General features: G+C 46.8%; 26 protein-coding genes and 1 tRNA gene. 11 read left to right on the top strand and 16 right to left on the bottom strand.

The features are described from left to right. Positions 1-186: 186 nt before the first annotated feature. From ACK8P8_RS00135 to ACK8P8_RS00120, 4 genes are all read left to right on the top strand, one after another. Entirely contained in the window at positions 187-2,703 is a 2,517-nt protein-coding gene (locus ACK8P8_RS00135) for an FtsK/SpoIIIE family DNA translocase (protein ID WP_369859899.1), read from the top strand. Between the two features lie 69 nt (positions 2,704-2,772). Continuing rightward, positions 2,773-3,705, top strand: a complete 933-nt coding sequence (locus tag ACK8P8_RS00130; protein WP_369859898.1) for a CPBP family intramembrane glutamic endopeptidase — start codon at positions 2,773-2,775, stop codon at positions 3,703-3,705. 113 nt (positions 3,706-3,818) lie between these two features. After that, complete coding sequence (locus ACK8P8_RS00125) at positions 3,819-5,024, top strand: C1 family peptidase (protein ID WP_176555106.1); 1,206 nt, start codon at positions 3,819-3,821, stop codon at positions 5,022-5,024. 120 nt (positions 5,025-5,144) lie between these two features. After that, positions 5,145-6,341, top strand: a complete 1,197-nt coding sequence (locus ACK8P8_RS00120; RefSeq protein WP_369859897.1) for an FprA family A-type flavoprotein — start codon at positions 5,145-5,147, stop codon at positions 6,339-6,341. 169 nt (positions 6,342-6,510) lie between these two features. On the opposite strand, the gene ACK8P8_RS00115 is transcribed toward ACK8P8_RS00120, so the two are convergent. From ACK8P8_RS00115 to ACK8P8_RS00095, 5 genes are all read right to left on the bottom strand, one after another. Continuing rightward, a complete protein-coding gene (locus ACK8P8_RS00115; RefSeq protein ID WP_369859896.1) occupies positions 6,511-7,533 on the bottom strand; it encodes a histidine kinase in 1,023 nt (340 codons plus the stop codon). Positions 7,534-7,535: 2 nt separating this feature from the next. Continuing rightward, on the bottom strand, positions 7,536-8,975 hold the full coding sequence (locus ACK8P8_RS00110) for an MBOAT family O-acyltransferase (RefSeq protein ID WP_099293167.1): 1,440 nt from the start codon (positions 8,973-8,975) through the stop codon (positions 7,536-7,538). A 3-nt stretch (positions 8,976-8,978) separates the two neighbouring features. Continuing rightward, positions 8,979-9,221 carry an acyl carrier protein gene (locus tag ACK8P8_RS00105; protein ID WP_099293168.1) on the bottom strand — a complete coding sequence of 81 codons (243 nt, stop codon included), beginning with the start codon at positions 9,219-9,221 and terminating at the stop codon, positions 8,979-8,981. A 10-nt stretch (positions 9,222-9,231) separates the two neighbouring features. Continuing rightward, the gene (locus ACK8P8_RS00100) at positions 9,232-10,710 is read right to left on the bottom strand and encodes an amino acid adenylation domain-containing protein (RefSeq protein WP_369859895.1); all 1,479 of its coding nucleotides are present in this window, start codon (positions 10,708-10,710) and stop codon (positions 9,232-9,234) included. Positions 10,711-10,781: 71 nt separating this feature from the next. Further along, complete coding sequence (locus tag ACK8P8_RS00095) at positions 10,782-12,890, bottom strand: heavy metal translocating P-type ATPase (protein WP_440132434.1); 2,109 nt, start codon at positions 12,888-12,890, stop codon at positions 10,782-10,784. A gap of 303 nt (positions 12,891-13,193) precedes the next feature. Here ACK8P8_RS00095 and ACK8P8_RS00090 point away from each other — a divergent pair. Together ACK8P8_RS00090 and ACK8P8_RS00085 are read left to right on the top strand one after the other, a co-directional pair. Next, positions 13,194-13,278: transfer RNA gene (locus ACK8P8_RS00090), tRNA-Ser, on the top strand. A gap of 273 nt (positions 13,279-13,551) precedes the next feature. Then, complete coding sequence (locus tag ACK8P8_RS00085; protein WP_016272711.1) at positions 13,552-14,781, top strand: site-specific integrase; 1,230 nt, start codon at positions 13,552-13,554, stop codon at positions 14,779-14,781. 622 nt (positions 14,782-15,403) lie between these two features. On the opposite strand, the gene ACK8P8_RS00080 is transcribed toward ACK8P8_RS00085, so the two are convergent. Next, entirely contained in the window at positions 15,404-16,291 is an 888-nt protein-coding gene (locus ACK8P8_RS00080; RefSeq protein ID WP_369858659.1) for an MBL fold metallo-hydrolase, read from the bottom strand. Between the two features lie 197 nt (positions 16,292-16,488). Continuing rightward, the gene (locus ACK8P8_RS00075) at positions 16,489-16,740 is read right to left on the bottom strand and encodes a hypothetical protein (protein ID WP_369858660.1); all 252 of its coding nucleotides are present in this window, start codon (positions 16,738-16,740) and stop codon (positions 16,489-16,491) included. 289 nt (positions 16,741-17,029) lie between these two features. On the opposite strand from ACK8P8_RS00075, the gene ACK8P8_RS00070 reads away from it, so the two are divergent. The 5 genes from ACK8P8_RS00070 (at position 17,030) to ACK8P8_RS00050 (ending at position 20,200) form a co-directional block, all read left to right on the top strand. Continuing rightward, on the top strand, positions 17,030-17,563 hold the full coding sequence (locus ACK8P8_RS00070; RefSeq protein WP_369858661.1) for an antirestriction protein ArdA: 534 nt from the start codon (positions 17,030-17,032) through the stop codon (positions 17,561-17,563). A 55-nt stretch (positions 17,564-17,618) separates the two neighbouring features. Continuing rightward, positions 17,619-17,831 (top strand): hypothetical protein, encoded by a 213-nt coding sequence (locus ACK8P8_RS00065; protein ID WP_369858662.1) that lies wholly within the window; start codon positions 17,619-17,621, stop codon positions 17,829-17,831. Between the two features lie 19 nt (positions 17,832-17,850). Further along, positions 17,851-18,069, top strand: coding sequence for a DUF3873 domain-containing protein (locus tag ACK8P8_RS00060; protein WP_369858663.1), 219 nt, complete (start codon positions 17,851-17,853; stop codon positions 18,067-18,069). A gap of 15 nt (positions 18,070-18,084) precedes the next feature. Beyond that, positions 18,085-18,567, top strand: a complete 483-nt coding sequence (locus ACK8P8_RS00055; protein ID WP_369858664.1) for a DUF7258 domain-containing protein — start codon at positions 18,085-18,087, stop codon at positions 18,565-18,567. A 127-nt stretch (positions 18,568-18,694) separates the two neighbouring features. Beyond that, positions 18,695-20,200 carry an RNA-directed DNA polymerase gene (locus ACK8P8_RS00050; RefSeq protein ID WP_369858665.1) on the top strand — a complete coding sequence of 502 codons (1,506 nt, stop codon included), beginning with the start codon at positions 18,695-18,697 and terminating at the stop codon, positions 20,198-20,200. Between the two features lie 50 nt (positions 20,201-20,250). Here the strand turns inward: ACK8P8_RS00050 and ACK8P8_RS00045 are convergent, their stop codons facing one another. The 9 genes from ACK8P8_RS00045 to ACK8P8_RS00005 form a co-directional block, all read right to left on the bottom strand. Next, the gene (locus tag ACK8P8_RS00045; RefSeq protein WP_044245649.1) at positions 20,251-20,691 is read right to left on the bottom strand and encodes a DUF3872 domain-containing protein; all 441 of its coding nucleotides are present in this window, start codon (positions 20,689-20,691) and stop codon (positions 20,251-20,253) included. Positions 20,692-20,704: 13 nt separating this feature from the next. After that, positions 20,705-21,286 carry a conjugal transfer protein TraO gene (locus tag ACK8P8_RS00040; protein WP_369858666.1) on the bottom strand — a complete coding sequence of 194 codons (582 nt, stop codon included), beginning with the start codon at positions 21,284-21,286 and terminating at the stop codon, positions 20,705-20,707. A gap of 3 nt (positions 21,287-21,289) precedes the next feature. Further along, positions 21,290-22,225: a conjugative transposon protein TraN gene (traN, locus tag ACK8P8_RS00035; RefSeq protein ID WP_410025396.1), complete on the bottom strand. Its 936-nt coding sequence runs from the start codon at positions 22,223-22,225 to the stop codon at positions 21,290-21,292. A 33-nt stretch (positions 22,226-22,258) separates the two neighbouring features. Continuing rightward, a complete protein-coding gene (gene traM, locus ACK8P8_RS00030) occupies positions 22,259-23,584 on the bottom strand; it encodes a conjugative transposon protein TraM (protein WP_369858668.1) in 1,326 nt (441 codons plus the stop codon). Then, the gene (locus tag ACK8P8_RS00025; protein ID WP_369858669.1) at positions 23,562-23,858 is read right to left on the bottom strand and encodes a TraL conjugative transposon family protein; all 297 of its coding nucleotides are present in this window, start codon (positions 23,856-23,858) and stop codon (positions 23,562-23,564) included. The genes traM and ACK8P8_RS00025 overlap by 23 nt, the downstream gene beginning before the upstream one ends. A gap of 4 nt (positions 23,859-23,862) precedes the next feature. Further along, on the bottom strand, positions 23,863-24,486 hold the full coding sequence (gene traK, locus ACK8P8_RS00020; protein WP_004325451.1) for a conjugative transposon protein TraK: 624 nt from the start codon (positions 24,484-24,486) through the stop codon (positions 23,863-23,865). A 127-nt stretch (positions 24,487-24,613) separates the two neighbouring features. Further along, the gene (traJ, locus tag ACK8P8_RS00015; RefSeq protein ID WP_369858670.1) at positions 24,614-25,609 is read right to left on the bottom strand and encodes a conjugative transposon protein TraJ; all 996 of its coding nucleotides are present in this window, start codon (positions 25,607-25,609) and stop codon (positions 24,614-24,616) included. A 19-nt stretch (positions 25,610-25,628) separates the two neighbouring features. After that, positions 25,629-26,255: a DUF4141 domain-containing protein gene (locus ACK8P8_RS00010; RefSeq protein ID WP_025833733.1), complete on the bottom strand. Its 627-nt coding sequence runs from the start codon at positions 26,253-26,255 to the stop codon at positions 25,629-25,631. Positions 26,256-26,266: 11 nt separating this feature from the next. Beyond that, a partial coding sequence (locus ACK8P8_RS00005; RefSeq protein WP_410025395.1) for a TraG family conjugative transposon ATPase occupies positions 26,267-26,926 on the bottom strand: 660 nt, incomplete at its 5' end.

The following is a 26,926-nucleotide window of genomic DNA, read 5'->3' as shown; positions in this document are numbered from 1 at the left end:
CCTTGTTTCGCCCGCGGCGAGTTGCAAGTTACAGGTTCACAAGTTGCAAGTTATCCTCATCTGTCCGATTTGTCGATTCTTTCATCATTTCAATCTAAAATCTAAAATTTAAAATCTAAAATCTAAAATCTAAAATCTAAAATAGATACATTTGTACCTGCGATATTCGATTAATTTCTATTCAAAATGATAACACGTATAAACAGTAAAAAGAACGAAAAGACGCGCGGTTCGTTTTCCCTTGGTTTCCTCAGAGATCCCCGGACCCGTGTAGTTGTAGGGTTGATATTCATGTTATTTTCCGTCTATCTTTTCGTGTCACTCGCGGGCTTTTTCTTCACGGGCGGCATGGATCAAAGCCTGATAGACAAAGAAACGCGGGAACTCGTCACGAATCCAGATATTGTCGTGGGGAATCCCGGCAGGAAGCTGGGAGCTTATCTCTCCGACTTGCTCGTGAACCGCTGGTTCGGCGTGTCTTCATTTATATTCTGCTACCTGCTGTTTATCATCGGTCTGGGCATCATGGGACGTCCGTTGAAAAGCCTCGGGAAGAAAATCCTCCTTAGCTTCGTGCTTGTCATCTGGATCTCCTTATTACTAGGATATATCTTCAATTTCGTTCCATCCGGTTATGTCTTCCCCGGCGGGGCACACGGTTATTTCGTGTGTTTCTGGTTAAATTCGTTTATCGGTGAAATCGGGACTCTTTTCCTTTTACTGGTATCGTTTGCCGTTATCCTGTTCTTCGGGTTTGAAAATGCCTTTAATAAATGCGTGACAATGGTCAAGGCTTATTTCGCCCGCAAGGCACAACGCAAAGAAGAGAGAAGGATGGCCAGAGAGGCCGCGGCAGCCCAACGGGAAATGGAAACAGAACAGCCGGAAAACGAAACCGAGGACACAAACTTGTCACCGGAAAATGAAATCATCACGGAAGCCCCGACAGAAGACGAGTTCTATGCCAATGTCACGGAAAAAGAGCCCATCGAAGAGGACGACACGGAAGAAATCACCCCTCTTGTAACCGTCAACAATCAAGTGGAATTACCGCTGAACGACGAAGACCGCGAGGACATCAGGCAAGACACGGAAACGATTACCCCACCGGCGACCGAGGATATCGAATTAACCGTCATGGCGGACAAACTGGAAGAGCAATTGACCAAAAACCTGATGCCGGACACGGAATACGATCCGACATTGGATTTATCCAATTACCAGTACCCGCCACTGGATTTGCTGGAAGAATATGCCTCCAGTGCCTCCAAGGTAACCGCCGAGGAACTGGAAGAGAACAAGAACACCATTGTCGAAACGTTACGGCAATATAAAATAGAAATCACTAAAATCAAGGCAACAATCGGTCCCACGGTCACTCTCTACGAGATTGTACCCGCCCCCGGTATCAAGATCTCCAAGATCAAAAACCTTGAAGATGACATCGCCTTAAGTTTGGCGGCATTAGGTATTCGCATTATCGCCCCGATCCCCGGGGCGGGAACAATCGGCATCGAGGTTCCCAACCAAAAGCCGGAAATCGTTTCCATGCGAGGTGTTATCGCTTCCAAGAAGTTCCAAGAATCCAAATACGCCCTTCCCGTCGCCTTAGGCCGTACCATCTCGAACGAGCCTTACACTTTCGACTTGGCTAAAATGCCCCATCTTTTGGTTGCCGGGGCAACGGGACAAGGTAAATCCGTCGGCTTGAACGCGATTATCACCTCGTTATTGTACAAAAAACACCCGTCACAATTGAAGTTTGTCATGGTAGACCCGAAAAAAGTAGAGTTAAGTATCTACTCGGTCATCGAGAAACATTTTCTTGCCAAACTCCCGGACGCGGAAGAAGCTATCATCACGGACAACGACAAGGTGGTCGCCACGCTCAACTCGTTGTGTATCGAGATGGACAGCCGTTACGACTTGTTGAAACTGGCTCACGTGAGAAATATCAAGGAATACAACGAGAAGTTCGTGAAACGGCAACTGAACCCGAACAACGGACACCGCTATCTACCTTATATCGTGGTCGTGGTCGACGAGTTTGCCGACTTGATCATGACCGCCGGAAAAGAGGTGGAACAACCGATTGCCCGTATAGCACAATTAGCCCGTGCCGTGGGAATACACATGATCATCGCCACGCAACGTCCCTCGACAAATATCATCACGGGTGTGATCAAGGCAAACTTCCCCGCGCGCGTAGCCTTTAAGGTTGCCTCCATGATAGACTCGCGCACGATTCTCGACTCACCGGGAGCGAACCAACTTATCGGTCGGGGAGATATGTTGATCTCCAAGGATAGCGAGATGGTACGCGTGCAATGTGCTTTTGTCGACACGCCGGAAGTGGATGCAGTCACGAAATTTATCGCCGACCAACAGGGATACCCGGAAGCCTACATGCTTCCCGAGTACGTTTCCGACACGGAGAACGGTATCAACAGTGACGTAGATCTAGGCATGAAAGACCCCTTGTTCGAGGAAGCTGCCCGTCTGGTTGTGAACACACAGCAAGGCTCGACTTCATCCATACAGCGTCGTTTCTCGATCGGCTACAACCGTGCCGGACGAATTATCGACCAACTGGAAGCCGCCGGAATCGTGGGACCGTTCGAAGGCAGTAAAGCCCGTCAAGTACTGATTCCCGACGAGTACAGTCTGGAACATATACTTAAAACCGTCCAAGAACAGTTTTAAAAAATACTCCAAAGGGGGGAGGGTGTTTTAATCATAAATCCAAAATCATAAATCTAAAATTAATCAGTTATGTTTTTAGAGAAAGCGTACAGAGGAAACAACAAATGGTATTTTTACCTGCTCACGTTGATTATCGTTTTTGCGGCAGTGCAATTGGCATCCTTACCGCTCGCGTTGTATTACATTCTCAAAGACCCGCAAGCGGCCTTATCGGGAAATGCCAATAACCTGTTAGCTATCACGAACACGAACCTCGGGTTAGCTCTCATGCTGTTTACTTTCACGGCGGGAGTTATCGCTCTACTTTTTTGCGTAAAGTGGCTTCATCACAAACAACCCTTGGATATTCTCACGGGACGCAACCGCTTTGATATAAAACGTACTCTTTTCGGCGCCTTGATTTGGGGGATACTGTCATTCGTGTTACTGGGTGCGCAATACGGTTTCGGTGATACCTCCAACTTGGTTTTCCAATTCGAACCGTTCAATTTTTTCATGATGTGCATCGTGATCCTGATATTCATACCCTTTCAAGTCGCCTTTGAAGAATTTATCTTCCGGGGATACCTCATGCAAGGCAGCGTGCTACTTTTCAAATACAGGTGGGTAGCCTTACTGATCACGGGTTGCATATTCGGACTGCTTCATGCCAGTAATCCCGAGGTGGAACGTTTCGGGTTCTGGATTGCCATGCCGCAATATATCCTCATGGGACTGATTCTGGGATTCGTGGCCATCATGGACGACGGTCTTGAACTCGCCTTGGGATTACATTTATCAAACAATGTCATTTCATCCATCGTCGTAACGCACGAATCTTCCGCCCTGCAAACTCACGCCCTGTTCCGGGATATCAACCCGCAAGCCTCGCACATGGATACCCTCGTGATGCTCGCGTGCGGAATCATTTTCATTTGGGTATGTAACCGGAAATATAAATTCCTCTCGAAAATCAACCTGTGGGGAAAAGTGGAGCAACCGGATGAATCTTTCAACTCTTAAAATTTTCTTAATACTCGAGAGGGATTGATTACATTGCCAATAAAATAGTATCTTTGGCAGCGTTCAAAAAATAGAAATAATTAATTAATCAAATAAATCGAAGCTTCAACAAAATGAGAAAAATTACATCATTCATGTTTGTTTTCGTCTTTGCATTATCTTTCTTGGGTAACGCGCAAAACACGAAACAAGACCAACCGAAAGGATATCAATTCACGGATATCAAAAGATTACCGACAACTTCAGTAAAAGATCAAGCTCGTGCAGGTACTTGCTGGTCATGGTCAGGAATTTCTTTCTTCGAGTCTGAAATGATTCGCATGGGTAAAGAGCCTATCGATCTTTCTGCCATGTACATCGTAAGACACGCATATAGCGACAAGGCCGACAAATTCGTTCGCTTGCATGGTAACATGAACTTTGCCGTGGGTGGAGCTTTTTGCGACGTGATGCACGTGATCAAAAATTACGGTATCGTTCCGATGGACGTGTACATGGGATTGAATTACGGCGAACCGAATCACGCTTTCGGTGAAATCGACGACGTTCTTGCCGGATATATCAATGCCGTGATCAAAAATTCAAACAAAAAATTGAGTACCGCGTGGAAAAACGGATATGAAGGTATTTTGGACGCGTATCTCGGTCCGGAACCTGAAAAATTCGAATACAAAGGAAAAGAATATACCCCGAGAACCTTCGCTGACGAGGTAGTAGGTTTGAACATGGACGACTACGTGAGCTTGACTTCATTCACTCACCACCCGTTCTATACCCAATTCGCTATCGAAGTACCCGACAACTGGTTGTGGGGATTGTCATACAACTTGCCGTTGGATGAACTAATCAAAGTTATGGACAACGCTATCGATAACGGGTACACTTTCGCGTGGGCTTCCGACGTGAGCGAGAAAGGCTTCCAAACCGTTAACCCGGGAGTTGCCGTAGTACCGACCAACGACACGAAAGAGATGAGCGGTGCCGAGATTGCCAAATGGGAAGCTATGCCTAAAGGACAACAAACGGCAGACGCATTCAAACAAGGACCTGCCCCGGAAAAAGAAATCACCCAAGAATTAAGACAAAAAGAGTTTGACAACTATCTGACGACGGATGACCACGGTATGCACGTAATCGGTAAGGCAAAAGATCAAAACGGTACAGTTTACTTTATCGTAAAGAACTCTTGGAACAAGTACAATAAATTCGGGGGATATTTCTACGCTTCTTATCCTTTCATGAAATACAAAACGATGAACATCATCGTGCATAAAAACTCTATTCCGAAGGATATTAAAAAGAAACTTGGAATCAAATAAATCCTTTCTATCACACGGTAGAGAAAACCTATAAAAAAAAGGCTGTCATCCCTAGTGATTGACAGCCTTTTTTCATATTTTCGCGAAAATCAAAGTAAATCACATAAATTAAAATATACTATGAATTTAGCAAGAGAGATCAAGAAAGACATTTATTGGATTGGAGTCAATGACCGTAGAACTCATATTTTCGAGAATTATTGGCCTCTTCCCAAAGGTGTCGCTTACAACTCCTATATTATCGTGGATGAAAAAGTGGTTGTTATCGACACGATCGAAAGAAGCAAAATGGACGATTACGTCGAGAATATCGAGAAACTCCTTAACGGGCGGAAAGTGGATTATCTGGTGATAAACCACATGGAACCGGACCACACGGGAGCTATCAAAGCCCTGTTATGCTACTACCCGGACGTGAAAATCATCGGCAACGCGAAAACATTCCCCATGCTGAAAAACTTCTACGGCGTACACGAGAATCTTATAGAGGTAAAAGAAGGTGACACTCTTGATTTGGGTAAACACAAACTGAACTTCTACATGGCGCCCATGCTCCACTGGCCGGAAACAATGGTAACTTTCGAATCCACTGAAGGTATCTTGTTCAGTGGCGATATTTTCGGGGCATTCGGGACTCTTGACGGCGGTATCTTTGACGATGAACTGGATTTGGATTACCTTGAAGAAGAAATTAGCCGCTATTACTCCAACATCGTCGGTAAATACGGTCAACCCGCACAGACTGCCTTAAAGAAACTGGGCGGACTTCCTATCAACATGGTTTGTGCCACCCACGGTCCCATCCGCCGTTCGCATATTGCAGAAATTGTAGCCAAATACGACAAGTGGAGCAAATACGAAACAGACAAAGGTGTTGTTATCGTCTTCAGTTCCATGTACGGGAATACCGAAAAGATGGCGGATGTCATCGCCCGTTTCCTCGCAGAGAGAGGTATCAAGAAAATCCGAATCCATGACGCTTCCAAAACACACCCGTCATATATTATCAACGATATTTTCCGTTATCGCGGGGTAATCTTCGGAAGTTGCGCGTATAACGGCAACGCTTTCCCGACAATGGAAACCCTTTTGACGGAACTCGAACACATGGGCGTGAAAAACCATGTAACAGCATTCTTCGCCGGAAAAGCGTGGGCAGGCGGTGCAATGCCCCGTTTCAACCAGTTCGCCGAAAAGATCAAATGGGAAGTAGTCGCTCCCGCTTGTGAAGCATGCGGCTCCCCGAAAGACGATGATCTCGAAACTTGCCGCAATATCGCTTACGCGATGGCTGACAAGTTGGACGAGCTTTATTAAAAGACGAGTAGCCCATGAGCTACTCCTTTTTGCTACCTTCTTCCACGTTTCCCTATACCAAGAACGTAGCATCTTCGAAGCATGAACGTAGCAAAGACGCTCGGGAGCGTTTTTGCTACGTTTTTGCTTCGAAGATAAAAAGATTATGCTGGCGAGCAATCGTCACCAATCATTGGACAATCCCTATTGTATCCCTTTTCCCGTACATCGCTTCGAGAATCTTTCTTCCCAGCAAGGGACGATAATGTCCTTTCTCGTAATAATTGTGAACATCTGAAGTAAATTCGTTCACCCCGGAGAAGTCAAACACGTTCGCTGCACCGAATATATCTTGCAGTTGTTTCAAATCGCTCGGGTTCAATCGGACTTGGTCATATTTCGGGTTGATTAATATCTTGCAATTCGTACTGTGTTTCACGAAAATATCCCTCATCTCCGAAAGCATATCAAATTGTTTTTTCATGATAATCGGCGGAGAAACTTTCCGTACCGTATCCCGCACGGGAAATTCTTTCTTGTGCCTTTCCCAGTACAACTCACCATAATCCGCGATCTCCTTTTCCCGCGGATTGTACACATCATTCGACCTGCAATTCCGTTCCACCTCTTCCCTGTTGATCACTCCTCTCATGTAACGTTTATACCGTCCGGTAACACGATAATCCACGTAAGGCACCCAAAAATCCGGATTAAAAAACGTTTGCAAGAAACACATCTGAAACTCCCAGTTACTTTGCCCCGTCACTTCCGGGTGCAGGACATGGGTGGATATATTACCTATTTGTGTTTGTTTCAATGTCGCGTAATCCAACAGGATAATCATATTCGCGATAGAATCCTGCACCGCATCCAATGCCCGCACTTTTCTATATATATTCCCCAATCGCTCGGCACTACCGTAAAGACGGATAGCACGCCCTCCCGGTATATACTTCTCCCAATCCTTGGCTTGAAAAGCCATCGTGCAGGAGTTCCCTAAAAGGAAAGAATTATATTTCACGGAATCCCTTTGCATCCGGTAATATTGCCATCCCACGTATCCCTCGTTCACCGCCACCGGGGATTTATAATAATCTTTATACTCGTGCAAGACCTCGAAGGGATCGTCATAGAAATACAATCCCAATAAAGTAAGAAAGGGCAAAATCAGCAATACACATTTCAACAAAAATAAGGCAAACGTCTTCTTCATGGCTAAAATTGCAAATAGATAAAATCTTTACTCCCGAACTCGCCGAACACAAGGAAAAGGAATATAAATAAATAATAGATTCCCCAGCGAACCACTGCCCGTTGCCGACTGACAGCTTTCAACAAATCCCGTTTCGACATAAAATACTCGTACACGAACAAAAGAACAATGGCGGCAACCAGCACGATAATATCATGATCCGGCATTCCCATGCGAAGTTCTTTTATCCCGTGCGGCAGGCTCAACGATAAATGACTGAACATGTACCATACTTCCGACAGCGTATCCAACCTGAAAAACACGAGCGAGATAGCGAACAACAGGTAAGTTCTCACCACGGAATATACCCCGAACACGCTCTTACCAGTGAATTTCTCCAACTTTCCCCGGAATCCGGCAGCAAGCATCTCGTAACTGATATACAGTCCCTGTATCAAACCGTAGATAACGAAATTCCATCCCCCGCCGTGCCACAATCCCAACAGAACGAAAGTGATAATCAACGCGTAGACAATCCCCCACTGCCCCCAATAGCGTTTACTGGCGGCAATCGGCTGGTAGAGATAATCCCTCACCCAAAAGGATAAGGTCATGTGCCATCTCCGCCAAAAATCCGTAATCGTTTTCGCCGTGAAAGGTCGATTAAAATTAGGCGACAGCTTGTAACCAAATACCATCGCACCCCCTATCGCTATATCCGTGTAACCGGAAAAGTCCGCGTAAAGTTCTATCGGGTAAAGCAATCCCGCCAACAGCAACTGCACACCGCTGGTACTCTCCACGGAACCCAATATATCGTTCAGGTAAGGAGCCAACCGATCGGCAATAATCATTTTCTTCATCAGACCGATACACATCAGCTTCACCCCGTAGGTCACGCCCTCGTAGTCAAAAGCCTTTCCCTCCTTCGACTGCGGCAGAAAATCCCCTGCCCTTTCGATTGGGCCCGACAGGAATTTCATGAAGAATAACATGTACAGCGTGAAATCCGGCAGGCTTCTCTCCGGATTCTCGTCACCCCAGTACACGTCTACCAAATAGGACAGTGCTTGAAAAGTGTAGAACGAGATTCCCAAGGGGAACAGGAAGCCTTTAGCAGAAAATTCAACCGAAATCCCGACCAATCCCAGCAACCATTGCAGGTTACTCTCGATAAATCCCAAATATTTGAACACCGCCAGAAAAAGAATCAGAAAGACCATACCCGCGCAGAATATCCGTTTCCGGGTGACGTCATTCTCCTGTCTGCCGATAAATTTTCCAAGGTAAAAGGTTACCCCGGTTATCGCCAAAGCGATAACCAAGAACATCAGGTTAAAGTAAGCGGCAAAACAAAAACTCGCCAGCAACAGCACGCTCTTCTGGAATTTCCGGGGCAGCGTGTAATACAACACGACACTACACACGAACAGGAGAACGAACTCCCATGAAGTAAACATCATACGCTACCCGACCTTATTTTGAATGACACGACACAGGTCACCCACGTTTTTAAACTTCAACACTTCCCGCAATGAAAACCGTATCCCGTAATGCTTCTCCACGGCCGTGATTAACCGCATATTCGTCAAAGAATCCCATCCCTGCACGTCCGACGCCACCGTTTCTTCTTTCAACACGATGTCATTGTTTTTCAGTATATCCCGAAAAATAACACTAATCTCGTCCAATATCTCCTGAATTTCCATAGCTTTATATTTATACAAGTGACAATAATTTTTTCCTATCAATCTTATTACTTGTCCCCAACGGGAAGACCTCCAGACAATGCACGCGAGCGGGCAACATGTACACGGGCAAATGCATTTTCATAAATTCGAGCAACGAGGAAGTGTCGCACTCTGCCGCCTCGATAAACAAGTGTAACTGACATCCCCCGTCATCGTCTTTTTTCGCCACGACAACAACATTCTTCTCCTCCCGGTAGAATTTTCTCGCCGTGTACTCGATCTCGTTCAACTCCACCCGGAAGCCCTGCACTTTTACTTGGTAATCTTTTCTGCCGCAATAGATGATATCCCCGTCGGCATCCATGTAACACAAGTCGCCCGTTTTATAGAACACACGCCCGTTATGTCGCACCAGCACCTGTTCGGACTTTTCCCGGTCTTTCCAGTATCCCGCCATCACCTGCGGTCCGCTCACCCACAATTCTCCCTTCTCTCCGGTATTCAACGCCTGCCCGTCCGCATCGGCAATAACGACTTCCATTTCTTCAAAAGGTCTGCCGATCGCGATCATCCCGTGATAATGCTTGCATTCTTCACGAGGGATACGATAAGCCGTGCAATATATCGTTGCTTCCGTGGGACCATACAGGTTCACAAATTCAGCATTCGGGGCACACGCCCGGAAACGAGCCAGCACGTCTGCCTGCGCTGCCTCTGCCGTGACGATCAGGTATTTTAAATCCGGTAAACGGATCTCGTCAAAATAAGGGGATAAAAACTGAAGTAACGAGGGAGCTATCGCCGCAAATGTCAATCGCTCATCCTCCAGCAACTCGTACACTTTCGTGTACTTCATCTCACCCGGTCCCACCGTGTAGATAGCCGCACCCACCGTCAACGGGAACAACGTCGAAACCACCGAAACGTCAAATGTCAACTCGAACATCTGCAACATCCGGTCATCCGCCCCAAGGTTCCATCCCAAAGCGGAATAAGCCGTATAGAACGCATTGAGGTTGTCCCGGGTAATCGGCACGCCTTTCGGCTCTCCGGTACTGCCGGAAGTGAAAATAATATACGCTTTCGTGTCCCCGCTCCCGTAATTGTACTCGGCGTGTTCTTCACCCCGAAGTTCCCGGGTAGAAACAAAAGCCACACTTTCCGGCATCGCCTTCGCCATATCACATTCGTCGGCGTACAACACCACCCCTATATCTCCCGCTTCCCGAATCTTGTTATTCCGGTTGTCCGGGTAATGCGGGTGCAGTATGACATACGTTTTCCCGGACAGCAACACCGCGAGGATGGCTGCATACGTTTCTATCCGGTTTTCCGCCACAACCCCGATAACCTCTTCCTCCCGCCCGTCCAAAAAAGCGTGAATACCGTTGACACAAGCGAACAATTCCTTGTAAGAATACGCTATGCCGTCAATCACAAAAGCCGTTTTACCGGGATACATTCCGGCACTCCGGACTATATCCTTTAATATATTCATCCCATCCATAAAATTTCGCTATCTACTAACGCGGTGACAAATTTAAGTAAAACCTTTCGCAATACTCTATAAAATAGGCATTATTTTTTCACTCTCAACATCATGGCGTTTATTGCCACGATCACCGTACTCAATGACATCAGCACCGCTCCTACCGCCGGACTGAGGATAATCCCCACCGGGGCAAGCACTCCCGCCGCCAAAGGAATGGCAAGAATATTATATCCCGCGCCCCACCACAGATTCTGTACCATTTTACGGGTAGTACTCTTGGCAAGAGCAAGGAAAGTAACTATATCATAAGGATTACTGCGCACCAGTACCACGTCGGCTGAGTCTATCGCCACATCGGTACCCGCCCCGATAGCAACCCCTATATCCGCACGGGCAAGCGCCGGGGCATCATTCACCCCGTCACCGACCATCATGACTTTCTCTCCTTGTTGCTGGTACGCAATCACAACCTGATCTTTGTTTTCCGGCAAAAGCGAGGCATGCACGTCCGTGATTCCCAAGCGGGCAGCTATTGCAGAGGCGGCAGCCTCGTTATCTCCCGTCAGCATCACCGGACGAACGTGTTCCTTCTGCAATTCCGCCACGGCAGCTTCAGCCTCCGGTTTTATCCTGTCGCCCTGAGCGACAAGCCCGACAACAGTATCTTCCACCACGAGAAAACTCACCGAATTTCCCTCGCCTGCCAAATGCGCAAACAATTCCGTGTCATAGGGTATTTTCCGTCTGTCAAGGAATGCCGCCGTCACGATCTCCACGGTCACCCCGTCAACCACACCGATCAAGCCCGTACCGCTTATCAACGTCACGTTCTCGACACGCGGCACCGGAATCCCTCTCTCCTTCGCCTCGGCAATAATACTTGCTGCCAGAGGGTGATTCGACCCCGTTTCCAACGCCGCCATAACCCGTAACACTCTCGCTTCGTTCCAACCTTCCGTCAATGCCTGCACGGCGGATACTCGAAAGTTTCCCTCGGTCAGGGTCCCCGTCTTGTCCATAGTCACCACGGTTATCCGCCGTGCCTTTTCCAGCGCATTACGATTCCGGATAAGCAACCCGCGTGCCGCTCCCAACGAGGTAGAACGCGCTACCACCAACGGGATTGCCAACCCCAGAGCGTGAGGACAAGCAATAATAAAAACCGTCACCATACGTTCAAGAGCGATATTCAGACTACCATCCGCGATCAGCCATACAACGAAAGCGATAATACCTGCCGACAAGGCAACGTAGAACAATGCCTTTGCCACCTTGTCGGAAACGGATTCCGCCCGTGATTTCTCTTGTTGCGCTTCGCCGACAAGTTTCATCACTTGTGCCAGATAACCGGACTCACCCGTACCCGTGATTTTCACCACTATCGTTCCATTACCGTTGAGCGAACCGCCTATCACGCGTGTCCCCGCCTTCTTCTCCACGTCCTTCGCCTCACCCGTGACCATGGCCTCGTTGACCGTCGTTTCTCCCGATACCACCGTCCCGTCGGCAGGCACTTTCTCTCCCGGCTTCACCATAACCTGCTGCCCGACTTCCACTTGTTGGAGAGGAACATCCTTTGTTTCACCATCCGCCCCCACGAGATGCGCACTGCCGGGTAACAACTCCGCCATCTTCTGCAAAGCGTTCCCCGCATTCCCGACCGCCCGCATTTCAATCCAATGCCCCAGCAACATGATCACTATCAGCGTTGCCAGTTCCCAAAAGAAATCCATCTTGTGTCCGGAAGCATGCACGAGATTATTGGCGATAAAAGCGTAAAGACTATACACGTACGACACCGCAATACCCATAGCTATCAATGTCATCATTGCCGGACTCTTCATCCGCAACTCCATCGCCGCACCGGACAGAAAAGGGCGTCCGCCATAAAAGAACAAAAAAGTCGCCAACGCCAGCACCACCCATTCCGAGCCGGGGAACGTGATCTGAAACGACGTGTGCATCCCCATCATCGGGGAAAGCAACAAGATCGGGATCGTTATCACCAACGATACCCAAAATTTCCGACGCAAATTCCCCATGTGCATCATATGCCCACCCGCCATATTCATTTGCTTGCTATGACCATCTTTCATATCCGTTTGTTGCATGTGTTCCATCGTCCCATGCCCGGCAGACATATCCATTCCCGGCATCTGTCCCCCGTGTTCCGTGTTTATATCTTGTTTTTCCATGACTTTCTACTTGATTGTTTCACTAATAATTTTAACGAATAAAGAGTCTATTTTGTTCGAATCGAAGACTCTTTAGTCCATAAGTTCCGTGAAGTTCATAAGGTCTATAAAGTCCATGCCCCTTACGGGGCGTTTTGTCCACAGTAGCGTTGCTGCCGGTGAACACGGTCTAAAGGACACCTGTGACCTTACGGTTCTTATCGGGATTACTGATCTTACGAACCACAAATACATCTTTTTTGAAAAAAGCCTTTTATTTCTTTTTGCAGATTCAAAATTTCCTCTATCTTTGCATCCGCATTTGGAGAGGTGGCAGAGTGGTCGATTGCGGCGGTCTTGAAAACCGTTGTACTGCGAGGTACCGGGGGTTCGAATCCCTCCCTCTCCGCTGAACTTACTGGACAGAAATGGTCAGTAAACGGACAAAAAGCTACAAATCAATGATTTGTGGCTTTTTTTATTACCCGAAAGTCCTGCTTCCAAGACTTCAAAAGTACGGTAAAAGACAAAGTTTCGTTACTAAATCGTTACCTATTCCCTGCCGGACAAAAACGGTAACGATTTGTCCATAAATGACCTGATAATGACTATATTAGTCCATAGTCTGCATAACTCGAAAACGAGAGGTAAAAATTAATTTTGCAACTAAAAAAAGTGAGTTATGAAATCGACATTCAAGGTTCTTTTTTATTTGAAGAAAGGTTCTGAAAAGAAAAACGGCGAGGTTATGATTATGGCACGCATCACCATAGACGGCAAACTTTGCCAGTTCAGTACGAAACAGAGCATCCAGCCCGACAACTGGAACACGGCTGCGGGCAAAGCCAAAGGCAGGGATGCCGGGAGGATAAACGCCCTTTTGGACGACATACGTTCTTCCCTGAATACCATTTACCACGAAATGCAGCGTCGTGACAATTACGTGACCGCCGAGAAAGTGAAGAACGAGTTTTTAGGTCATAGCGAGAGCCACGAAACAATTCTTTCATTGTTCCAAAAGCACAATGACGATGTGAAGCAGCTTGTGGGCATATCCAAGACGATAGCGACCTACCGCAAGTATGAAGTGACCCGCCGACACCTTGCAGAATTTATCCGCAGCAAGTACAACGTATCGGACATATCCATAAAGGAGATAAGCCCGATGTTCATTACCGATTTTGAGTTGTATTTGCGTACCGCCTGCAAGTGCGGTTACAACACCACCGCCAAGTTCATGCAGTTCTTCAAGCGCATCATCATCATTGCCCGCAACAACGGCATACTGGTGGGCGACCCGTTCGCCAGCTACAAAATCCGGCTGGAGAAAGTGGACAGGGGTTATCTGACAGAGGACGAAATAAAAATCATCCTTAAAAAGAAAATGGTTTCCGAGCGGCTGGAACACGTCAGGGACTTGTTCATCTTTGCCTGCTTCACCGGGCTTGCCTATATAGATGTAGCCGGGCTTACGCAAGATAATATATGCAAATCCTTTGACGGCAACCTTTGGATAATGACAAAGCGGCAAAAGACGAATACGGACGTTAATGTTCCCCTGCTGGATATTCCCAAGATGATTTTGAAGAAGTACAAGGGCAAGTTACCGAACGGCAAGATACTTCCCGTAATCAGCAATCAGAAATTAAATGCGTACCTGAAAGAGATTGCCGATGTATGCGGTATTAAAAAGAACCTGACATTTCACCTTGCCCGGCACACGTTCGCAACGACTACCACGCTGTCAAAGGGCGTACCCATTGAAACGGTGTCTAAAATGTTGGGACACACCAATATCGAAACGACCCAAATTTACGCCCGCATCACCAACAGCAAGATAGGCAGTGATATGCAGGGGCTTGACAAGAAGTTTGTCGGCATCGAGAAGATTTACAAGGAAGTCGCCATGTAAATTTTCAGTTACCTATATACCGTTGGTAACAAAATAGGTAACGATTCCGGTAACGAAATCCCACCTAATAAGCTATATTCCAATAAAGTACATTCTTTCACTTTGCGGGCAGTCCACCGACTACCCGCATTTTTTATTCCCTTTTCCACTGGCACATTCCCCGAAACGCCAGTCGTGCGTGGCATGGCTGACTGATTTTCGTGAAAAGAGCCGTTAGAAACCCACACAAGCGTACCGCAAGGTAAACTTGCCATACCCTTGCCTTTCCCGCCCGCATGGAGTGTTCCCTAAAAGACGAAAGAGAACAAGCACTTTTCCCCAGTTTCCCTATCTGTAAATCTTCCTCTTACGCAGTCCCCCAGCCGGGACAGTCGTTTTAATCATTTCAATAGGTAAAGGTAATTATATCCATATTTCAATAAGAAAGACTATTAACTATATTAATAAAGGAAGACACTACATTTGTCGCATATTTTTCATAGCGAAATCTAAAAAATAACTGAATCAATTGGATTGACTATGAAAAATAGCGTCATACGCATCTGCACTGAACATCTGGACGTAAGTCAAGAAAATGGTATATTGTAATACAACATTATCGCAATCGCAACAACTATATATACTATAATAATTCTGCATCCAGCCATAACAGTGCAGAATTATTAATAGTAAAATCCAGCACACCTCTATCTTTCATCCAAGACAGATAAGACCTGACCGTAGAACCCACCAACACATATTGCTCAATAGTCATTGTCAGACCAAACATTCGGAATATCTCGCTGATAATGTCATCTGTTGTTTTCGGTGTGGCACATATTGTTTTGATTATCTGTTCTATCTCATACACCTTCTGTCGGTTTATCTCCGCAAGTTCGCTAATATCATTGCAAGGGTCAGCATGAGAAGGGATGAATATATCTGCTTTCAAAGTTTCTATGTTTGTCAGCGTTTCCAAATAGGCGGCGACATCATAGATAAACGTCACACCATATTTCTCTAATGTTGCCCTACTACTTACACAATCGGCAAGAAATACTGTATTGTCAGGAGTTCGAAATCCAACCATATCAAAGAAATGTCCGGGAAGAGGAATTATCTCTATTTTACTTGGAAATTCATGAGAGGAGAAATCTGTGACTACGGACTCTTTCGCCATTAGGAATTTACTTCTCAAATCCTTGCATGGATAACCGCCATAGAGAAATGACGGCTCAAGAACCGGATAACGAATGAAATCAGCTTCAATGCCAGCACAGAATACTGGGCAACCAATTTTATTCTGAACATAAGCATTACCTCCTATATGGTCGGCATTGGAGTGTGTGTTGAGAATCCCTTTAATAGTCCAACCTTTGGAATCCGCTATTTTCAGCACCTTTTTTGCAGCCTCCTTATCGTTGCCGCTGTCTATCAGATACACTTCACGTTCCGACTGTGCATAAATGCCAATTTTAGCTGGACAATTTATATAATAGCTCTGTGCCCCTACTTGTTGAAGCTCGTACATAGTCTTTCAGAATATAAATTACAGCATCTTTGTTTATTGGATTGATAGTACATTTCTGTATGTCCGGTGTGTCATTTTCAAACGATAAAAGAAGTTTTTTGGCAAACCTCAATCCGTATGCAAAATTACTTAATTCATATAATATTCCCCTATAATTGAATGTTTTTCTTTACTTAGGCGTAATTTAATTGCATCTTTTATTCCCTTTTCCACTGGCACATTCCCCGAAACGCCAGCCGTGCGTGGCATGGCTGACCGTATTTCGTGAAAAGAGCCGTTGGAAACCCGCACAAGCGTACCGCAAGGTGAACTTGCCATACCCTTGCCTTTCCCGCCCGCATGGAGTGTTCCCTAAAGGATGAAAGGGAACAAGCACTTTTCCCCTGTTTCCCTATCTGTAAATCTTCCTCATTATGCAGTCCCCCAGCCGGGACAGTCGTTTTTATCATTTCAATAGGCAAAGATAGTTACGTGTTCTTCATGATTTTGCAAGGTTGAGCCGTTCCGGTTTAGCAAAAAATCTTCCCTGCGACATTCGTTGCGAGGTATTTTTTGCCTAAAACCTTGCAAATTCTAAACACTACCCTTTGAAGCCTATGTGAAACGAAAACGACCGACCCGACCGGAAGACGCAAAAAAAAGTCGGATTTACGGGAAACAGGAAAAAAGTTCAGTGAAACTTCAACTCCCTCACCTCTCGAATCCGCATAAAATTAAAAACTTAAAAATTACAGCAATATGGAAGCAAAGGTATTATCGGAAGCAAAAGTTTATGTAGGCACTTACGGCAAGTATAACAACGGTTCATTGTCCGGCGCATGGCTCGACCTTTCGAACTATTCGGACAAGGAAGAATTTTACGAAGCCTGCCGGGAACTTCACAAGGACGAGGAAGATGCGGAATATATGTTTCAGGATTACGAGAATATCCCGGAAGCCCTGATTTCCGAAAGCTGGATTTCTGAAAACTTCTTTTCCTTGCGTGATGCGGTGGAGGATTTGAGCGACACCGAGCAGGAAGCCTTTTTCGTGTGGTGCAACTACAAAAGCCATGATTTGAGCGAGGAAGATGCGGACGACCTTGTACGTGATTTCCGGGACGAGTATCAGGGGGAATATGACGATGAAGAAGATTTCGCCTATGAAATCATAGAAGAATGCTACAACCTGCCGGAGTTCGCAAAGACCTATTTCGATTATGAAAAGTTCGCCCGTGACCTGTTTATGTGTGATTACTGGTTTGATGACGGTTTTGTGTTCCGTGCGGCATAATCAAATACCAATCCGGGCGGGGTGTCAAAGCCCTGCCCGCTAAAACAACCAAGCTATGAAACGGAAAAGCATTTATAAAATCCTTTGGCGGGTGTTGCTGCTCTGCCTTGCATGGCGGTTCACCAGTGTAGCCGGAACAGGCACGGCGATAACGGCGTATATCGTATTTCGTGCCGCCTGTTTCCTGCTCTGTGTCTGCCTTTCAGCCGTTTATGCGCTGGGCGTGGCTCTGCTTTTCCTGTCGTTGCTTTTCTTACTGATATTATAACCATAAAAAATAGAACATCATGCAGTCACTTAACAAAAACGGGGTAAGCATTACCCAAACACCGGGAGAAGAAAAGTTCGTGAAATGCTGTTTAGGGGCTTTCAGGGGACAGATTTATTTTCAATATGACTACCGTCACTTTGACGGCGAACTTTTCAGCACGGTAGCCAAAACGCTGGACGAGTGCCGCCGCAGGCGTGACGGGTGGATAGCGAAAAAAGAACAGAGTAACAAATAAGTAAATTTTGGGGATATGAAAACGACAGAAGTAAACAAGGAGCTTATCGGCAGGCGTTGCGAGTGCATTTTTACGGGCTTAATGGTAACGGGCGTTATCGAGGACACAGAAGAAAACGAACACAACATAGAGGTCAAAGTCCGTTTCGACCACCCGCACCAGTGGGGCGATGATTTGTATAATGATGTGTGGGCGTGGGGGCGCAAAATTGACGAGTTCGGCACGCTGCACCATTTGCACCTGCTGGAGGATAAACCGGACTTTCAGATAATGACGGTAGTTTTCGGCGAGCCAATCAGCCAAATAGACCGCAGTGTTTTTGAAGATGTTGCAACGTGGGGTGTCTGTTCCCTGCAAGGCTGGGTAAACAGCTATGAAAGTGTCCGGCTTGTAGCCATAAACGCCCATACGGCAATCATTACGGGCGAATATAACATGGAGCAGGTAAAGGTGTGGTTAGAGAAATATGTGCCTATAAAGAGCCTTAAAACCAGTTAATAGAGCGGCGGCAAACAGCCGCCGCTACTTTCTTTCGTGAGTGCCGGGAAATAAAGTAGCAAAGAAACCCATTTATAATCTGTTGAATAGATAATTATTGTATTTTTGCAAAAAAATGATAGATTACATGAAAAAAATATTAGAATTATCTCACACAAAGGCATTTGATTTTCTCTTACAGGGAGCTTGTTATAGTACAATCACTTTGCCGATTTATTTTGATTTTAGTAATATTTTAGATTTTGTAAAAACTAAAATTGGCTCAAAAGATTTCAGTGTTTGTCTTAAAGATAAGAATGTCTTTCCATCAGATTTTGATAATGTAAATTATCATCTTCTTATGAATAAAGACGGTAGATATGCATACAGACCTTTACAATTAGCTAATCCATACTTATATTATTTTTTGGCACGAGAAATTACAAAGTATGACAATTGGGAATTGCTAAAAAAACGTTTTGGAGAATTTGAAAATAGAAATTGTGAGGTAGTTAGTATTCCACAAATTAATGATGATAAGGATGAAAATATTACAGCAACGTCAATAAAATCTTGGTGGGAACACATTGAACAGAGGTCAATAGAATTGTCATTAGAGTATAAATATATATTTGTAACTGATATTACAAATTGTTATGGTTCAATATATACCCATTCCATATCATGGGCTCTGCATGGAATAGAGTATGCAAAAGAACACAAAAAAGAAAAAAAATTGGGTAAACTAATTGATACCTATATCATGGGAATGCAATATAAACAAACAAATGGTATTCCTCAGGGTGGTGTGTTATTTGATTTTATTGCAGAAATGGTATTAGGGTATTCTGATTTGTTATTATATGAAGAATTACAAAGAATAGGAATTGCCGATTATAAAATATTACGCTATCGCGATGATTATAGGATATTTAGCAACAGCAAGGAAGAACTTGAAAAAATAGCAATGACACTTCAAACTACTCTTGCTAAACTGAATTTTCAGCTGAACAGTTCTAAAACAAAATTGAGCGAAGATATTATAGAAAATTCTGTTAAAGCAGACAAGTTATTTTATATAGCCAATCTTCCTATTTATAAAGGAGAAGAAACTGTTTTCAATACACTACAACAGGAACTTCTTTATATATTGTGCTTATCAAAGCAATATCCCAATTCTGGTACAATATCCAAATTATTAACTATATTTTTAAAACGTATTTCTGCAAAAGAACACTTGTTGGAAAATGTCGGGGTTCTATCGGCTATAGTAGTAGAAATAGCGATGAACAGTCCTAAGGTCTATAGTTTAACTGTTTCTATTATCAGTAATTTGATTAACCATTTGGACACTACTGAAAAAAGAGAGGCTATGGCTAAAAATATATGTAACAAATTCTCTCGTTTGCCGAATATTGGGTATTTACAATTATGGATGCAACGAATAACTTTCCAAATGCATACTTCAATGGGCTATACAGAACCTTTGTGTGAAATAGTAGAGAATAAGCCAAATGTACAGATATGGAATAATGAATGGCTAAAGGATGAATATACAGCAGAGTTTCCATTATATAGTATGTGTACTAATTGGCTTAGAGATACATTTACTCCTATTATAAATATAGATGAAGTTTCTATCTTTGATTATTGATAACAGAATAAGCCAATGAAAAACATTGGCTTATTCTGTTTATATTCTCATTATTCAGCATCACTGCTATCATTATTGAACGAGAACGAAAGCTGTTGCATCTGTCCAAAGCTGTCAATTACATAAATGTCAATCGTCTGCTGGTCTGTCGATGCCGATGTGTAGTATAGCCTGAACGTTTCTTTCTCCAGCGGGTAAAGGTCATTGGGCAGGAACACCGTGCCGTTATCCATTTCCAGCTTCCCTTTGCCGTCCGGCTGGAAGTACCTTATCTGATAGGTAGTCGGCTGGTAATAGCCGCCACGCACCAGTTGGCAGCGTATTTCGGCGGTTTCCCCGACTTTCAGCCTTTTGGGCACTGGCAGCGTTTCGATGCTGAACGGGTACGCCTGCTGAATATCCAAGTTGTCATTACAGGCGGTGACAAGCACGAGGGCGGCCACGATGTAGCAGCCCATGATGATTTTATACATTACATTCTTCATATACATTATTATATAGCGGTCAGTTGATAATGAATTTCAGTCCCAAAGATACCTGCGTGTGGAACTTGCCTATGTCCGAGCCGAACAACGCCCGTTCCCTTGCGCTGACAAGCAAGGCTATCCGGTCGGTCAGATAGGCTTCCAGCTCCAGTGTCAGCGCACCCCCGTAAATGAAGCAGTCCTTATCCAGCAAGGTAGAGCCGTCCGGCAGCAGCTTTTCGCTTCGGTTGCTTGTTTCATACCCGGCGAGTGCCGACAGTCCCAGCGAGAGAAAAAAAGTCTTTCGCCTGTCCGATAGGAATTTCAGGTAATAGCCGCCCTCTGCGGTGAACTGTTCTACGGGTATCTGCATATCCTTGTAGTCATACTTCTTGTGCAGGTACTCCCCGCCAATCACCCAGCGGTTGGCGTTCTTGGTGTAAACGCTGTACGCCGCCCCGATGTGGTAGGCAAAATCCGTATTGGCGTTCCAATGCACCCCGTCCGTCATGCCCACCGTGACCTGCAAGCCTTTCATGCCCGGCAGGTATCTTTGTGCGTGTGCCTGAAACGAGGTCAGGCACAGCGCAAAGAGCATCATTATAAAGATGTGTCTTTTCATTCCCTATTTGATTTTTAGTTCGTTAATCACTTCTGCGTTCACGATGTCGGCGTTCTCCACCCGGATAACCTGATGCCGCCCGCCGTTCTTCTCGTAGAGTTCCACCAACAGCAGCTTATCGTCAGGAATGGTGAACTTCGGCAGGGCGTACACCGTGCGCACGGTCGTTTTCCCGGCAATCTCTATCACCTCGTTGTAGCTGCGTACCGCATCCAGCACCGTTTCCTGAATAGCCGTGCGCTTGGGTACTTTCTTATCGACTATCTTAAACTTGATGAAGTCGGTATCGAAAGGTACGTTGGAACTGTTCTTTGTCTGCGTGTGTACATAGAGCATCCCGTTATAGGTGTAAATCCCCTTGATTAAGAACTGTATGCCGAAACGCTTGCTACCCAAGTGGCGCACTTTCCGGTCATTGTTCTTGTAGATGCTCTGCATTATCAGCTTCACCAGCAGCGGGCTTTCATTACCCAGTTCCCGGAAATAGATGTTCATGCGGGTATGCGAGAAATCGGACGTATCTTCATTCTCTAAGAAGTCTTTCATTTCGATGTTGAGCATTTCCGGTTCACGGGCGTACTTGGCGTTGAATGAAACGAAACTGCCGTCCTCGCAGATAACGGAGAAGTTCGTTTCGCCCGGAAAGCCCTCTGTCGTGGCTTTCACCCGGATTACGTTCTCCGCACCGTCTGCCTTGCCCGCTATGATATGGTTGCTTCCCAAATCCACGTAGCGGACGGCGGCGGGGAAGATGATGTGTACCGTCTTGGCAAGGGTCACTTCCACGCCATAGGGCGTAACCATTTGGCGGTATGGGAGTTTCCGGGTAATACCCCGGTACAAGTCGTTGCCAGCCGCATACTTCACGGTGTCAGCGGTTTGTGCGTTTGCCGCACACACGCCCTGCAAGAGGGCGAACATTACAAAAATCTGTTTCATCGTTAATTGAAATTTTAGTGGTTGATAAAATGGTTATTGTTGTTTGGCGTAAAGCATCACCTTGTACCCGGCTTTCAGCTTCACTTTTACGGTTCGGAACTTCTTGGCGAGGTAGCCGGACGTTCCTTGCAGCAAGCCCCTTGTCACGTCCATAGCCACCTGCTGCCCGGCACTCCGTGCAAAGGAAATGCTTGTACCCAGCCCGCTGCCGATATTCGCCATAGCTTCGTTGAACGCTTCCTGCTCCATAGAGGACGGTACAGATAATCCCTTTTGCCCGTCCGTATCGAACACGGCGAGTTCCACCGGGATGATGTTGCCCGCATACTCAATCGAGGACACCAGTATGTCGAGCCGTTCGCCCTGCACCTTTGCCGTCCCCGCCACAAGGGTATTCTTCGGCACGACTATGTTCCCGGCTTGCATGGGTTCAAGCAGCCGGAGTTTCACCGCCTGCCCGTCCGTCAGGGTTTGGTCTTGGTGGATGCAGGCGGCTATCGTGTTCCTGCCCATAGCGTAGCCCGTGCCTACCGCCGTGTTGAAGCCGTAGTTTCGTGGCTGGCTGTAAGCCCGGATGAAGTCGGCATCGCTCATGGGCTGCTGCAATCCCGATACGGTTGTTTCCCGGATTGCTTGCACGGGCTGGGCTTGCGGCTTTTGGGTGACAGTCCCGGCAACAGGCACTTGTGCCGTTTGCCCGTCCTGCCCGCCGTCATTCATGTACTTTGCCGCCAGTTCGTAGGACTTTTCCAAGAGTGCCATTTGGTCGTCTGCCGTAGGCGTGGCGTGCTGCTGTTGTTGCAGTCTGTCGGTCAGTTCCGCCACCTGCCGCTTCAAGTCCTCTTTTTCCTCGTCCACCGCCGGGGGTTCGTAGAACGTGCTTAACTGGCGGTTGATGTCCCGGTAAGCGTTTGCCGAATAAGAAGCACCGCCGCCCCTTTGGAACTTCGGTTCTTCTTCCGGCATCAGGTCGATTTCCGCTTGCGGTTCTTCCGTTTCATCGTTCCCCGTGAAACCGAAATCCTGCAAGGACTGTATCTTGTCCTGCTGTTTGCGGTTCAGCATCGCTTGTTCGTATGCCTTTTGCTTGTCGGCTATAATCCCGTCCTCTGCGGGCAGTGGTATGTCGGCGTTGAAGCCGCCCACGCTCTCCACATTCACGTCCTCTTTGCCGGAGGGGGCGAATATCAGGTACATACACCCGGCAAAGGCAAGGAACATCAGCGGGAAGACTATCATTTTCCTGCGCTGCTGCACCTGCTGCGGGGTAAGTTCCCGTTTGGGTTTATCTTCCTTTTTCGGCTTCCCGTCCGCCTGTGGTACGGTCGTGCCGTTCTCATTCTTCTGTACTTCTTCCATATTCCGGTCTGTTTAAGGGGGGGATACTGTTGATTGTGTCATTGCCTTGCAATGGCAGTTGTTTGATATGTTCTATTTGCAGCCGCCTGCCGTCCCGTTTCCCGATATTGTAGATTGATGAAACGGTGATGTAGATAGACAAGCTGCCGAAAAAGAAGAACATCAGGAGGATAACCGCCAGCCTTTTGCCCGGCGTAATCTGTCCGCACATTCGGCGCAGGCAGTCGTCCGCCCAGTCCCGCACCTTTTCGATGTAATTTCGTTTTCTCTCCATAAGGCTATCTCTTAATGGTTTGCAAATCCTTGTTCTCGGTAATGGTGAACGCTTCGATGATGAAGCCGTGCGGGTTGTTGTCGCTCCGTGTGGCGTTGAGCAGGCGGCACGAGGTCACAAGGCTTCGCACCGTCAGGCTGCTTTCCCGGACAATCAACTGGCGGGCATACGTGTTCACCTTGTAGGGGTACTGGTCGAAGTCGCACTTCACGCTGTCAATCTCCACCGTCTGCGTGACGTTTCCGGAAATCACCCGGTTGTAGTACCCCTTTTCCGCCAAGTCCTTGTAATAGTTGAAAGCGGTCTTGTCGGCAAGGAACAACGAGCGTTTGATGTTGCTTTCGATAGCCCCCTTGTCGGGTGATAAGGTGAAAAACAGTTCGTGGAAACGCCGCACGTGTGACTTCGCTTCCACGGGTCTGTTCTGTGCCATGTCCTGCGAGAGTGCCAGCATCAGGCTTTTGCCGTTGTCGAGGACGTAAATCTTCTGCCGCTGCTTTTCGGCGAAGCTGTACGAGTTCCACACGGCAAAGCCCGTCACCAGTGCGCACAGGCAGATGAATACCAGTGCAAAGAGCCGGATTTGCCGGAAACTCGTTTCGATGTTCGTTAATGATTTAAATTCCATTTTCTTGTATGTTCTAATAATGTTTCTAAAATCTTTCTATTGCAGCCCCTTTGTCAAGGCAGCTACCAAGAGGTTGTCAAAGTAGCTACCAAGTGACGGTCAAGGTAGCTACCGAGTGAAAACCGTCTTATTTGAGTAGTTTCCCGGTTACTTTCCCGCTTGCCGCACCGACCGCAGCCCCGGCGATTGACCCAGCCCGTGCCACGTTGCGGTTATAGGCAGACGTGCCGCCAGCCGACACAATCCAGCTTGCCACCGTAGGAATGGTGAAGTAGCCCACGATACCGATTATCATAAAGATTACATACACGGTACTGCTCCCGTCAGGAATGAAATTCGGGTCTGAAAGTTCCTGAATGTCCTTTTGGAGCATCAGCGTTTGTATGCGTGCCAGCACGCTGCTGAACAAGTCCGATACGGGCAACCACAGGTAAATGGAGATATAGCGTGAAATCCACTGGGTCAGCGTGCTTTGGAAACCGTCATAGACGGAAATCGCAAACGCCAGCGGACCCAGTATCGAAAGCACAATCAGGAAGAACGTGCGCAGCGTGTCGATAATCAGTCCCGCCGCCTGAAAGAGCATTTCCAACAGTTCCCTGAACCAGTCCCGGACGGACTTCTTGATATTGTAAGCCGCCCTGTCCATGTACATACCCGTCATAGTCACCATGTCGGAGGGCGACCAGCCCAGTTCTTCCAGTTGTCGGTCAAATTCCTCGTCCGATGCGAGGTAAGCCGTTTCGGGGCTTCGCATCAGGGCTTCATATTCCAGTCGGTCTTTCTGCGCCCGGTATTCGTTCATGTCGAAAGTCTGAGTTTCCATAAGCTGGTTGCACCCTTTTACCACTGGCGACAGCACCGTGTTGATAGTCCCCAGCACGAACGTGGGAAAGAACATGATGCACAGCCCCAGCGCAAAAGGACGGAGTAGCGGGTACACGTCTATGGGTTCGGCACGTGCGAGCGACTGCCACACTTTTGCGGCTACATAGAACAGCGCACCCAGCCCGGCTATCCCTTTGGCTACCCCTGCCATGTTGCTGCACAAGGGCATCATTTCATCGTACAGCACCCGCAACACTTGGTGCAGGTTGTCAAAATCCACTGCTGCTAATAACATAGGCATACCGATTTATATGTTACCAGTAGCGTTCATCCGCCGAGCCGTAGAGAGCCAGCACCCGGTCGGTGTCGTTCTTCTTCTTTGCCCGCAGGTAGGACACGGAAATGTTCTTTCGGGTGTAGTAGTTCACGAGGTTGCGGTAATTCAATAGGCTTCGGTAGGCATTATCAATGATTGCCAGCCGTTCGGCATCCGTCAGCGACATACCCGTGATGTTCACTACATTTTTCAAGTCCTGCAACACGTCCGAGCTTTCCGACATCAGTTTGGCATAGCCGAACGAGATTGCGGATAGTTCGTCAGGCGTGAAATTCGGGTCTGCCAGCATACTTTGGAAGTTGCGCACGTAGATTTCGGAGATTTCCGCCACCAGTTCAATGGACTTCTTCACCTTGACACCGCCCTTGACCACATCATGCACCGCTTTGAGCGCATCGTAATATTTTTTACCTTGCTGGAAAATCTTCTGCGCTTCCATGAAGCCGTCCAGCGTGTTCTTGGCTGTGGTGGAAGTCTGCACTATCTGCTTGGTGGTGTTGATGATACCCTGTGCCAAGTTGCCGGGGTCTGACACCACCCACTGTGCGGATGCCTTGCCGATGAAGCAAAGGCATACCACCATAAGGAGAATTGTTTTCTTCATGTTCCTGATTTTTAAGTTGTTGATGATTGGGGATTGCGTTTGCTTTCCGCAAGCCGCTTGATAGCCAGTTCAAGGTTGCCGCCCAGCTTCTCGGCGAGGGCGAACAGTTCCATTTTTTCGCTTTCCTCTGTCGTGAACGTGTAATATTCTTCCAACGAAACTTCTGTGGCGTACACCGCCGACTGCGTGCCGCCCAGCGAGAAGAAAACTTCCTTGTACTTCCGTCCGGGGTGGTTCGCCATGTTGATAGACAATATCTGCGAACGCTCCTTGTCGGTCAGTCCCAAGAGGTTCTGTATGCTGTCGAACTTGTTCAGGTATTTTCGCTGGTCTAACAAAATCTTGCAGTCCGAGTTGTTGATGATACTCTCTTTCACTATGGGCGAGGAAATAATATCTTCCACTTCCTGCGTTACCACAATCGCTTCCCCGAAATACTTTCGGACGGTTTTGTACAAATATTTTATGTAGTCCGCCATGTTCGCTGACGCAATCGCTTTCCACACTTCCTCGATTAGTATTAACTTCCTTATTCCCTTTAACTTGCGCATCTTGTTTATAAAGGCTTCCATGATGATGATAGTCGTTATCGGGAATAAAATCTTGTGGTGTAGGCTAAGCACCCAACGCCTTTCCATATTACTATGGTAGGTTTTCAAATGCTCGCCCCC

This window comes from Butyricimonas muris, assembly GCF_046365375.1.
GTDB classification, from domain to species: domain Bacteria; phylum Bacteroidota; class Bacteroidia; order Bacteroidales; family Marinifilaceae; genus Butyricimonas; species Butyricimonas muris.
The sequence above is the reverse complement of the archived record's forward strand: the minus strand, read 5'-3'. Positions and strand labels throughout refer to the sequence as shown.